This is a genomic window from Bacillus sp. ISL-46, assembly GCF_018613205.1.
Genome location: NZ_JAGGQR010000024.1, coordinates 26993 through 39421, shown reverse-complemented (window position 1 = coordinate 39421; position 12429 = coordinate 26993). Strand labels below are relative to the sequence as shown.

At 37.9% G+C, this 12429-nt stretch carries 7 protein-coding genes and 1 pseudogene; 5 read left to right on the top strand and 3 right to left on the bottom strand.

The annotated features are described in order from the left end of the window. Nucleotide 1: 1 nt before the first annotated feature. Nucleotides 2-1576 (bottom strand): response regulator transcription factor, encoded by a 1575-nt coding sequence (locus J7E67_RS14090; RefSeq protein ID WP_214732160.1) that lies wholly within the window; start codon nucleotides 1574-1576, stop codon nucleotides 2-4. 25 nt (nucleotides 1577-1601) lie between these two features. Then, nucleotides 1602-3386, bottom strand: a complete 1785-nt coding sequence (locus J7E67_RS14085; protein ID WP_214732159.1) for a cache domain-containing sensor histidine kinase — start codon at nucleotides 3384-3386, stop codon at nucleotides 1602-1604. 474 nt (nucleotides 3387-3860) lie between these two features. Here J7E67_RS14085 and J7E67_RS14080 point away from each other — a divergent pair, with 474 nt between their 5' ends. Continuing rightward, complete coding sequence (locus J7E67_RS14080; protein ID WP_214732158.1) at nucleotides 3861-6212, top strand: glycoside hydrolase family 70 protein; 2352 nt, start codon at nucleotides 3861-3863, stop codon at nucleotides 6210-6212. A gap of 412 nt (nucleotides 6213-6624) precedes the next feature. Beyond that, on the top strand, nucleotides 6625-6813 hold the full coding sequence (sda, locus tag J7E67_RS14075; protein WP_214713557.1) for a sporulation histidine kinase inhibitor Sda: 189 nt from the start codon (nucleotides 6625-6627) through the stop codon (nucleotides 6811-6813). 1053 nt (nucleotides 6814-7866) lie between these two features. On the opposite strand, the gene J7E67_RS14070 is transcribed toward sda, so the two are convergent. Continuing rightward, nucleotides 7867-9615, bottom strand: a complete 1749-nt coding sequence (locus tag J7E67_RS14070; RefSeq protein ID WP_214713556.1) for an alpha-glycosidase — start codon at nucleotides 9613-9615, stop codon at nucleotides 7867-7869. 561 nt (nucleotides 9616-10176) lie between these two features. On the opposite strand from J7E67_RS14070, the pseudogene J7E67_RS31295 reads away from it, so the two are divergent. The 3 genes and pseudogenes from J7E67_RS31295 (at nucleotide 10177) to J7E67_RS14060 (ending at nucleotide 12333) form a co-directional block, all read left to right on the top strand. Then, nucleotides 10177-10500: pseudogene (locus J7E67_RS31295) on the top strand (alpha-amylase family glycosyl hydrolase). A 183-nt stretch (nucleotides 10501-10683) separates the two neighbouring features. After that, nucleotides 10684-10788, top strand: a complete 105-nt coding sequence (locus J7E67_RS32535; protein ID WP_483861471.1) for a hypothetical protein — start codon at nucleotides 10684-10686, stop codon at nucleotides 10786-10788. Between the two features lie 219 nt (nucleotides 10789-11007). Next, nucleotides 11008-12333 carry a sugar ABC transporter substrate-binding protein gene (locus J7E67_RS14060; protein WP_214713555.1) on the top strand — a complete coding sequence of 442 codons (1326 nt, stop codon included), beginning with the start codon at nucleotides 11008-11010 and terminating at the stop codon, nucleotides 12331-12333. Nucleotides 12334-12429: the final 96 nt, after the last annotated feature.

Sequence of the window (12429 nt, the reverse complement as noted above, 5' to 3'; positions counted from 1 at the left end):
GTTAAGAGTCTGCTGCTTTGTGCTCTTCTCTGTATTTAACCGGAGTAAATCCGGTCATTTTCTTGAACATCTTACTGAAATACTTCACATCTTTAAATCCCGCGGCTTCGGCCACTTCGTAGATATGGCAATCATACTGCGCCAAAAGCCGTTTAGCTTCCCGAATCCGCAGTTCGATTATATAATCGATAAAATTTCGGCCCGTTTGTTTTTTGAATAGAAGACTAAAATAACTTTTATTAAGATGAACGAAATCCGCCACACTCTGTAGCGTCAAGTTCTCTTTATAATGCTTTTCTATATATTCTAATGCCTTTGTAATCATTTGCCCGCCATATCCGTTATTCTCCACTTTTAATACAACTGGCTTTACGATTTCCTCCAGCTGACACTTTAAAATGAACACCAATTGTTCTAAAGTTTCCGCCCTCTGAAGCTGATTAAGCTGTTCAACGAGCAATGGTCTTTCCCCCTCATACAGCTTATAACTACCGGATAGAAGTCTGCATGCTTCTTCCTTTACTTTTTCAGGGGAGTGACCTTCACTATTCCATCGTTTAAACGCAAATTCAACAGCAATGGAAACCGGATCTCCATTATGGAGCATTTTGTAGAAAGAAGCCCAATCGCTTTTCACTTCCCCATCCATTAATGATACTCCATCGCTATTACTCTTTTCCTGTTCGTTCATTCGGTATAGCCCACCCAAGCCATTGAAAAATCGCCTTTGACAGGCTGAACGGCTGTTAAAATATCCATTTAGAATGCTCTGAATTCCTTGTTCTACCGTAAAACCGATCGATGTTGAAATTCCCCATTCCAATTCTAAATACCGCTTCCACTGAAGAAGCCAATGCTTCGCTTCTCCGTCATAATCAGGAAATAAAAGAAACATGCTGTCTTCAGATACCAGTAATGCGGATCCCTCTTTTTGCTTTAAATAAAAGCTTCCTTGCAAATCTTCCATGAGCATCTGCACATAAAGATAACCATGATTTTCTATCCATCCTTCCGCCCCATCGAGCATGAGATAGGCACATACATAAGATTGTTCGATCCACACTGGAGCCCAATCGGCTGAAGAAGGAGGAGTCTTTTCTTGTGCGATCAATCTTTTGATCTCCTGTTCAACACTTTTTTGTTTCCGATAAAGTGCTGCCTCCTGGTATTGAATCAACTCGGTATCCTTTTTCTGCTCTTCTTCGAGCATGGAGATACACCTCCGGAGGACTGCAAGAAGGTCATCCCGTAGCAAGGTCAACTTTAACAAATAATCAACGGCTCCCAACTTAAGCCCTTCCTTCACGTATTCGAAGTCGCTGTAGTTGCTAATCAGAATCACTTTCAGCGAAGGATAAAGGGGCAGTGCTTGCTTAATGAGATCGATACCGTTTAACAAAGGCATTTTAATGTCTGTTATGAGAATGTCGAAGGGATGAATTGCCATTGCATCCAGTGCCTCTTTCCCGTTGGCACATCCTTGCTCCGCCGACATTCCTTCCATTTCCCAATTAATTAAGGCGTGAATTCCGTTACTGATGATTGGCTCGTCATCCACGATGAGTACGCGATACATCGTTTTCCCTCCTGATCTATTGGTTCTATGAGACGATTGGCGCTTGGTTTTTCAACAAAATCCGAACGGTGACGCCTTTCTCAGGGCCATTCGTTATGGACCATTCCGAATGACCAGGATAATAAAGCCGCAGCGTATCGTAGAGATGGCGCAGACCGATGCCGATTTCGCCGCTTACAATAGCCGTCTCCGGATCGTTCAATTCCTTCAGCTTACGGTTCTCGATGCCCAATCCGTCATCTGAAACAAGAAACTCCACATTCCCTTTAACCAAACGTATTCGAATCAAGATTCGCCCGTCCATTTTTTTCGGCACAATTCCGTGAAAAATGGCATTTTCAACCAGTGGCTGTAACAGCATGCGGGGAATGATGAGCTCCTCCGTTCCCGGCTCCACATCCAGCTCCAGATGGAAATTTTTTTCGTAGCGAAGCTCCAAAATCACTAGGTACTTGCGGATTATGTCAAGTTCCTCCGCTACCGTTATCATATTTCCGTTTTTGCCCATATTCGCCACAAGCAGGTGATTCAGGGCCGACAATACTTGGGAGGCACGGTCGTTTTGGTTCGATTGAATAAGCCACCCGAGCGTGTTAAGCGTATTATAAAGAAAGTGGGGGTGAACCCGGTGAGTGACAGCCCTTAATTCCGCATGAAACTTCTGATTCTGCTCTTCTTGTACCTGATGTATCAATTGTTCGATCTGGTCTAGCATTCTGTTAAATTGGTTGCTCAGTATTCCGATTTCATCAGATGAGCAGACATCAGTTCTTACTGTCATATCTCCCTGCTGAATACGCTGCATGTCACGGGATAGCTGATTTACAGGCTTGACAACCCGTCTTGCGATGAGTAGTCCTATGCAGATGGCAAGTACCGAGAACACGGCGGATGAGATTAAAATCCGGGTTTTGAGCCGATCCAGCTGCCCGGTGATTTCTTGAAGCGGAACAGTACCGACAATCAGCCAGCCATTGCTCAGCAGTTGCTTGACTCCGTAATACCGTACTCCATTCAGGCTATACTCAAATTCTGTCCGGTCGTTACCCACAATGTTTTCGTATAATTCAGGAGCCGCTACTTGCTTGTTAATTAATCGTAGATTACTGTCGATCATGATACTGCCTTTTTTATCCGCAACAAAAAACTTTCCTGTTTTTCCAATCTTCAGCTTGTCGATCGTGCCAAGAATGGAACGGCCGTCCAAATGAACCTGAACCAGTCCGATATTATCGAGCGTGTCAAAATTTTTCAGAACTCGGCCGACGGGCACAATTAGGTCCGTATTGACGCCGCCTCCGCTGAAACGGTCATATTGAAGCCCCTGCCAAACAAGTTCTCCGTCTCTGCGCTTGGCCTCCTTTACCCATTCCAGATCAGAGAGCCGGACACTCTTCAATTTTTTTTCTGAGAATGTGCCGCTGCCCCAACCCCTGCCATCCTCTTTTAACACATAAACAATTTTGACAAAGGAATTGGAATAGACAAGATTGTTCAGTAAGCTATTGATGAATTGATAATTCCAGCTCTCTTCGTATGAGGGACTATTGTTCAAGTGCATCGTTGCTCGCTGAATGTTTGGATCGCTGGCAATTAAATCGGAAGTATTTATCCCGGCATTTAATATGGAAGATAGTGAATCCGCCGTTTGCTTGCTGATTTGTACAATAGACTCCCGGGTGTTTTTCTTTAAAATAGAATTGGATTCCAGATAGTAAGATAAGCTTGTAAAACAGGCCGGGATCAGGACAACAAGAACAAGAGCAAGTATGATTTTGGATGAAAAACTATTTGCTAAAATTCGGGTCATGGTGTTATCACCTTATTAAATTTTTATTTCCTATTGTAAAGGTAAGGAGTTTACTAGGCAAATGAAGGATATGGAAAGTCGAATAGTGTAGTATGTTTGTAAAACTGCAAAAGAAAGTACACTCTAAAATGGCAGAAAAAAGAAAGATCATATTACCTAATATAAGGAAATTTATCGTGAAGAAGTGTCATTTTTTTGGGGATATATAAAATAAAAAAGGTTGACTGTTTGATCGAAAGGAATTGTTAATCGAGTCAATCATACCTTGGAACTGTTTTATTTTTATTAAAAATGGTATTTTACAGTTTATTTATTGCTTTAAAGCAGTGTCCTGCATCTGTTTTAAAATTTTCCGACATACCCTTGTTAAATCTAGTTATTATTCATCATTGTACCTGTCGACTTTTGTTGTTAGATTTTTTAGTAGACCCGGGTCAAACGTTTGTTTGAAATAAACAATTTAGGAGTTGGACGATGATGATTAAAAAGAAATGGATGACGATACCCTTATGTTGCAGTCTGTTATCGGGATCAATCTTGACAAGCACGATAACGGCATCCGCTCAGATGAAAGATCAGACGGAAACATCGAAAGTATTTGTTTCGAATACCGAATTGGATAAATATGTCATCTTTCAAAGTTTCAGCCTTTATCAGCCGTATGAAAGCAATATGTATACGAATTTGATGAAAAAAAGCGCCTTATTAAAACAATGGGGACTAACTGATGTGTGGATGCCGCCCGCATACAGAGCTTTTGCCCAATCCTACTATGGAGAAGGTTACGCCATAAATGATAGATATGATTTGGGGGAATTCCCTCAAGGGAAAAATGGGGAAAAGGCAACTAAATATGGGACAAGCGATCAACTAAAACTGTTGATAACCAATCTTCATGATAATGGACTTAAAGTTCAGGAAGATCTTGTGCCTAACCAGATGATGGGTCTTCCAACGCCTGAAATATCGAGTATCACTTCAGTGGATGTTTATGGCAATGAAAATGATCCAAATGTAAAAGACAAACTTGCTGTCGCTTATACCAAAGGCGGTGGAGAGGGACAGAAAAAATACGGATTAATTAAGCAATGGACTCAAGAGTATTACAATGGAACCGGTCCACAGCAGCAAGGAATGTACCGCGTAATGGTCGATGAAAACATGAAACCATACAGATATTATGGTCCCAATGACCCTAAAAATTATCTTCCTAGTTGGTTGGCAAATACTGATGCCCAAAATTACGGGAAAATCAATACCGTTGACAATTATTTAACAGTTGATTCCTATTTTGCAGTGAAAGGGGCTAGTACGGAGTTGGATGCCGTATGGCGACCACTTTTACTGTATTATGTGGATCCTCAAAATGGAGCGACAACACAAACCTATCTTGATTATCTGAGAGCGAATGGCTTCAGTGGGGGGAATGATGATGACGTACGGAATAAAATAATTGCGGCCGATACAAAGACCGTCTCAAACCTGACGGATAAATATCTTGCTTCCCAGCCAGGGTATTCTGCTGCAACTGATCCTAAAGGCATTATGCGGTTTAACCATGGCACTGATGGAAATGTAAACAAAGATGTATTACAGTATGAATTCTTGCTTGGTAATGATATTGATAATTCGAACCCAACTGTGCAACAGGAACAATTGAATTGGCAAAGATTTCTGATCGATCAATATGGATTTGATGGATTCCGTATTGATGCGGCTTCACATTTCAATACAAAGATTCTTACAGACTCAAGGGATTTAATGACCACGCGTTATGGCAATAACTTAAATGATCATTTAAGTTATATTGAATCCTACACCGACGACCAATTAAGCTTTGAAAACAACAACAACAATGGGCAATTGGTCTATGATCACAAACTATTCGGTGCCTTGCGAAATAGTTTAGGAAGAGCATCAGGCAACAATCCTTTAAGTGACCTAGTCAACGCTTCATATGTTGACCGGACAAATCCGAATGCAGATAGGGTTCCAAACTGGTCATTTGCGAATAATCATGACCAAGAACACAATGTACTGCATGACATTCCGTTGACAGCTGAAGAAGCCAATGGAACTAAACCTGACACACCTGAATATGAGGCTATCCAGTATCAAAAATACGCTGATGACTTGATGAAGGCGGACAAACAGTATGCCCCTCATAATATTCCGAGCCAATATGCGTATATTTTAACAAATAAAGACACAGTTCCTACTGTTTATTATGGGGATATGTTTGTATCAAATAAACCTTACATGTCAACGAAGTCGATCTATCATGACACAATCGTTAATCTGCTTCAGGCAAGAAATCAATTTGCTTCAGGTGACCAGAAAATTAACTATTACACATCGAATACATCTCAAACGCCAGGATACGATTTAATCGCCAGTGTTCGGTACGGAACAAATAGAAATACAGGTGTAGCAACTGTCATTGGTAACAACCCAAATACAAAAACCACAATCAATGTTGATTTGGGGAAAAATCATGCAAACCAAACATTTGAAGATGCTACAGGATTTAACACTGAGCTATTAAAAACTGATAAAAATGGAGCATTAGCGGTCCCAGTTAATGGAGTTAAAAATTCACAAGTTCATGGTTATTTAGGGGTATGGGTACCTTCCAAAAAAGACGGAGGTCGTCAAATTGTTGTCAATAATGGTACCAACGGGGTTGCAGCCAACTACAATAAATATGAAAAATTAAATATCCCAAAATTAACTGGCCACAATTGGCAACAAGAAAATGAATCGAAAAGAATAAACCAAGAGAACGCAAGTCTAGAAGCCGATCGGTTACGAAATCAAGTTAAATAACCTTTGGACCCGTTACAATTAAGTTGTTAATATAGAGCAACTAGATGTCAGGAACTAAACATTATAAAAAGGTCTGCCCATTCAAAGCTATTTTTTATTTCAATCATTGTATTTGTTATAACATCTATTATTTGAAATGCCGCCCATAGGGTTTCGGGTCCTTAGAGTTTAATAAGGTATGCTGTTTCTACCGTTTTTGACCTTCGTAAGGAAAACGAGCAAATTATTATCTCATATGACCGAGAGAAATTCCTACACCTGAGGACAAGCTGCGAAATGATGTAGAAAAAAGTCATTTAGTGTCAACCTTCTTTTTTACAATGTAACATTAACGATATCCATAGGACTTGCCAAGGATATCAAATATATAAAAAGAAAATTAATTCGCTATTAAATATTGGGGATTAGAGGAGTGAAGGAAATTGTGGATAAACTCAGCACAGAAGAATTGCTAGAAATATATAAAAAAGCTATTAGGTTTAATGTAAGTAAAGACTTTATTATGTTATTATCCGAGGAATTAAATAAGCGGTTTATATTTGAATCTTTCCAAAAGGTTATACAAAAAGCTAGAAAATATAATTATATCCAGGCAAAATAGCATAAATAAAGATAATAAAGCCGCTAACAAGTTTACATTTGCAACATGTGTCATACTTGGTTGTAAGAGTGTAGAACAAGTTGAAGTTAATGCCAGAGCAGCCAATCTGGTTTTGTAAAAAGGAGATCATCCTAGTGCGGAATTAAATAATAAAAAGATTTGTTAAGTTACCAAGGACATGTTTGTGAAAGCAAGCATGTCCTTTTTTGTTACTGGCATGATGCGTCAAACAATTTTTTCAAAAATATTCACCTTTGGATGTTATCATTGAAAGAGCATGTGGATTAGATGTCCATAAGGACAATATCACTGCTTGTATTATGACTTCACAAGGAAAGGAGATTCAAACATTTTCTACTAAAACGGTTTTCTAAGGCTGTATTGAATTCTTTATTGAATGAGAACAAGTTATTTTGAAGAAATATAGTCCAAATATGGTTTGAACCGTGACTGGTGAGGTTACTTATCAAATTAAGGCATTTGAAGAGTTTGAGGGATTATCTGAAAGAAAAGAAATTTAATATATAAAGTTGTACGAAGAGTGTGTTTCAGAACAGGTAAGTTGGAAAGCATTAAAAACAGACTGCAACTGCTTAACTCCAGGATAAAATACCTGGAGTTTTGATGTTCTTCCTCATCTTCCCTTAGGGGGATCATCAGCAATATGCAAAAAAACCACGTTAAGGTTTAAATTAATTCAGAAAAGTCATTTCAAAATGTGCTTTAAAGGAATGACATATGTCAAAAAGAGAAAACTCGCCCTTTTGACATACAGATTAGAACTTCTTTCTAATGTGTTATAAAGTATGCTTTTTGACAGTAGCCATCCTTTTATTACTGTTTTAAAAACGTTAGTCATGGTATTCCATTAAAGAGCCATTATATTGAATAATAGGTAGCATAAAACCGATCGGACTGAACCAACCAAGCAGATTATCATCCTCATCAATTGGTTGAACGGCAATCATGCAGTTACCCCCTGGAGAAACAAAAAGCAGATGGTAATGAGAATCTATAAAAGATTCCCGCTATACCGTCTGCTTTTTCATTGTTTTAGTTCTTCACTTGGATTATTGCGAATCCATAAGGCGAAAGTTCAACTTTTGACGTTTCTCTAAGAGGTTTATTATTCCATAAATCAATGGGGCTTTTACCAGTAAAATCATATGGAATCGTCACATCCAGCGTAGAGTTATTAATCGCAATAATAATCGTTTCATCACCGGACTGCTTGGAATAAATGATATGGTTTGTGCTATTATTCGTTTCTAAAACCGTAAATTTGCCTTCATTTCCAAATGCAGCATGCTCTTTTCGAAGTGAAATTAATTTTTGGACAGTGTAAAAGAGTTCGAGGTTTTGTTCCTCTTCATCCCAAATCATGCATTTCCGACAGCCTGGGTCATTTTCTCCCATTAATCCGATTTCGTCCCCGTAATAAATACAAGGTGTGCCGATAAATGATAGCTGGAATAGGAAAAGCAACTTCAGCTTGTCGATATTTTCGTCACAAACCGTTAAAACTCTTGGGGTATCATGACTCCCTAATAAATTAAATGCCACTTCGTTTACATTCTTCGGATAAGAGGTTAAAACTTTTGTCAGCTGCTGGGCAAATTCCTCTGCATTAATCTTATCCTTTGCAAAAAAGTCTAAAGACGTATTTGTAAAAGGATAGTTCATCACTGCATCAAATTGATCGCCTTGAAGCCAAGGCATAGAATCATGCCAAATTTCGCCCAGAATGTAGGCATCTGATTTGATCGCTTTTACCGTTTTTCTAAACGCTCTCCAAAACTCGTGATCAACTTCATTGGCAACATCGAGGCGCCATCCATCAATATCAAATTCTTCAATCCAGTATTTTGCGACATGAAGAAGATATTCCTGCACTTCAGGATGCTCAGTATTTAACTTTGGCATCATATGTGTAAATGCAAAGGTATCATAGTTTGGTTCAGGAAAGGCCTGCACTGGAAATTCTCTTAAATGAAACCAATCTTTATAGTTGGATTTCTCTTGTTTTTCTAGCACATCCTGAAAAGCATTAAAATAAAAACCACTGTGATTGAATACGGCATCAAGCATGACACGAATCCCATTCTCGTGGCATACTTCCACAAGCTGTTTAAAAGTTGCTTTGTCTCCAAAATGCGGATCAATTTCCATATAATCAATCGTGTCATATTTATGATTCGTTACTGCTTTAAAAATGGGCGTGAAGTAAATGCCTGTAACCCCAAGTTTTACTAAATGATTAATATTTTCAATAATTCCTTCAAAGTCGCCGCCGAAGAATGTATCTGGTTCAGGATTTTGGCTTCCCCACGGAAGTGTGCCTTCAGGGTTTAACTTAGGATTGCCATTCGCAAACCGTTCTGGGAAGATTTGATACCATACCGTATTCTTAACCCATTCCGGCGCTTTGAATACATCAATCCGATTTAAAAACGGAAAACAAAAATAAAAGCTGGAATCACGGGGATCTTTTTCTACAAAACCTCTCTCGCCATATACAGCGGCTTCAGTATCCGAATAGAGTTCAAATCCGTAGCGTAATCGCCGGAATTCAGGTTTCACTTCCGTAAACCAGTAATCAAATAACTCATCTGAGCCTTCAAGTGTCATTGGTTTAGTAAGGTTTGTCCACCCATCTTTGGTCCATTGATAGGGATCCCCATATATTAGAAACACTTTTGTTAAGTCACCTTTTTTAGCACGAAGGCGAATGTGTAATGTTTTGTTATCATAGGCATAGGCAAAATTGTTTTTTGGTCGGTGATAAATAGCTTCTTTTAACATCAGAATTCCTCATTTCTGGATAATTTGATAAATAATTCTTATTAGTAATTTCGAAAAGGGACTTTCAAGAAAAAAATAAGTGAATGGCAGAGGTTATATGAAATAGTAAAAAAAATCACAAAATATATTGACAATTTAGAATCAGGATGATTTAATAGATTACAAGTTAGGTTAAACGTTTACGTTTATTATTATATATTTTTTTAATAGTTAAGTAAACGTTTTCGTATTAAATTGTTTATTTTTTTTAATAGTTAAGTAAACGTTTACTGAAAACAATTTTTTGAAATATTTTTCGTTAATTGCTGTTTAAAATGGAATATATACCAGAGAAAAGAAAGGAAAAAAGTAAAACCTTTATTCTTACAATTAGCTTTTTTATAGCAAAGAGAGAGTGAATGAAGTTAAAAAAATTTACAAAATCAGCAAGTGCGACTTTTTTAGCAACAAGCATACTTGTGACAGGATGTTCAAATGAAACAACTAGTATAAATCCCGAAAAAACCAAACTATTAAGCTCTGAACCTCATGGTGTCTATTATGAAATTTTAGTTCGTTCCTTTGCCGGATTCGGATGGAGATGGAATAGGAGATCTTAAAGGGGCTGCCAAGAAGCTGGACTATTTAAAAGATTTAGGAATTGAAGGAATTTGGCTTATGCCGATAAATCTATCACCAAGCTATCACTGTTATGATGTTACAAACTATCAGGAGATTAATCCAGAGTATGGCACATTGGAAGAAATGAGAGCGCTTGTAAAAGAAGCGCATTAAAGAGGAATCAATGTCATTATCGATCTTGTTGTCAATCACACAGGTAAAGAACATCCATGGTTCCAAAAAGCATTATCAGGTGATCCAAAATATAAAGATTACTATGTCTAGTTAATAAAGACACAGATACAACGGCAATGGGTGAATGTGGCCAGCAAGTTTGGCATCAAGCAGGAAGCAATAAATATTACGAAGGTGTCTTTTGGGAAGGAATGCCTGATTTGAATTATAAAAATCCTTAGGTAAGGAAAGAAATAATTGACATAAGTAGAAGGATTTCTTTCATTTAAACGAGTGACCGATAGCGAACAAATGCTGGTTATCCACAATTTAATAGGTAAAGCAAAAGAGTTCACTTTATCAGAAAAGGAAAGTGACTTTACCAATCATACTATATGACAAAGCAAGAATCAGAAGTAGACAATGAGGGAGAAAAGGAACAAATTAAAATGCCTTCCTATTTTCCATTATTTTAAAAAAGAATTCGAAGTATAGTTACACTTTAGCCAATTGTGCAAACGATTGCACTAACTTAAATTTTCAACTGTTTATTTTGGTAGAAACTTTACCAAATAAGCATTGAGATAAATATTAATAAATCAAAAGGTGGGAATTATTTTGAAAAAGCTATTAAATCTATCTTTAATCGCACTGTTACTATTTGCATTAGCAGCATGCAGTAAGCCAGGGGCCCAAACGGGAGGAGAAGCTTCTAAAGAAACCGCTAAAAGCAGTTCAGCAAAAGAAACAGCAAAAGAAGAAATTACCCCGGAAGAAGGAGCAAAGCTGGTTTTATGGGATAACAAGGATGAAGAAGGTGAATGGGCAAAATATGTCGCAAAAGAATTCACAAAAAAATATGGAATCCCGGTTAAATATGCAAATGTAAATCATACTGATGCTCCTGGAAAGCTTGAAACAGATGGTCCTGCCGGATTAGGAGCAGACGTATTTAATGCGGCCAACGATCATTTAGGAGAGATGAGCAAGGCTGGATTAGTTTACGATAACTATTATGCAGATGAATATAAGAAACGCTTTATGGATAGTGCCATTACAGCCGTATCTGCAAAAGATGAAGAGGGCAAGCTTAAAACATTTGGTTTCCCGTTAAACATTGAAGGAGTTGCCCTTTTCTATAACAAAACTTTATTGGATGAAATGGGCTTTAAACCAGCCGAAACAATGGAAGAATTAATCAAGCAATCGAAAGAGTTTCAGAAAAAACACCAAGGTTCATATGGTTTCATGATTGAACCAGGTAATTTCTACTTAATCCATGGATTTGTTGGAGGATATGGCGGTTATATTTTCGGGGACAAAAATACAGATCCAAATGAAATTGGTTTAAACAATGAAGGTTCGCTAAAAGCAGCGAAATTAATGCAACGTATCCGTGATGAATTATTGCCGCTGAAAAAAGAAGACCTTACCAGTGATGTCATCAATTCTTACTTTACTGAAGGAAAACTTTTATATAATATCACTGGCCCTTGGATGGTGAAAGGCTATTCAGATGCTAAAGTCAATTTTGGAATTACAACTCTACCGAAACTTGACAATGGGGAAGTTCCAACCACTTTTTCAGGAACAAAGGCCTACTATGTTAATGCTTATAGTAAATATCCACAAGCAGCGACATTGTTGGCAAAATTCGCGACAAGTGATGAAATGCTGTTAAAACGTTATGAATTAACAGGACAGCTGCCACCTTCTAAAGCATTATTAGAAAATGAAACCATTAAGCAAGACAAATTAAATCATGCTTTCTTAGAACAAGCACAATATTCCATTTCAATGCCTAATATCCCTGAAATGCAAAATGTATGGGGTGCAGAAGAAGTGGCATATACAGCGATTTGGAATAAGGCTGCTGAACCTCAAACAGCACTGGATAAAGGGGTTCAACAAATTAAAGATGCCATCAAGTCCCAGACTAAATAATTACATTTAAAAATGAGGCTGACTCATTGGTAAGTCTCCCGAAAGCAAAATAAATAGTATGCTTTTCCTGAGAGAAATCTATCTATTTTGTTGGTT

Excerpts from the sequence above, each read along its gene's own strand:
- J7E67_RS14090 (WP_214732160.1), bottom strand. The coding sequence starts at position 1,576 with ATGTATCGCGTACTCATCGTGGATGACGAGCCAATCATCAGTAACGGA.
- J7E67_RS14085 (WP_214732159.1), bottom strand. The coding sequence starts at position 3,386 with ATGACCCGAATTTTAGCAAATAGTTTTTCATCCAAAATCATACTTGCT.
- J7E67_RS14080 (WP_214732158.1), top strand. The coding sequence starts at position 3,861 with ATGATGATTAAAAAGAAATGGATGACGATACCCTTATGTTGCAGTCTG.
- J7E67_RS14070 (WP_214713556.1), bottom strand. The coding sequence starts at position 9,615 with ATGTTAAAAGAAGCTATTTATCACCGACCAAAAAACAATTTTGCCTAT.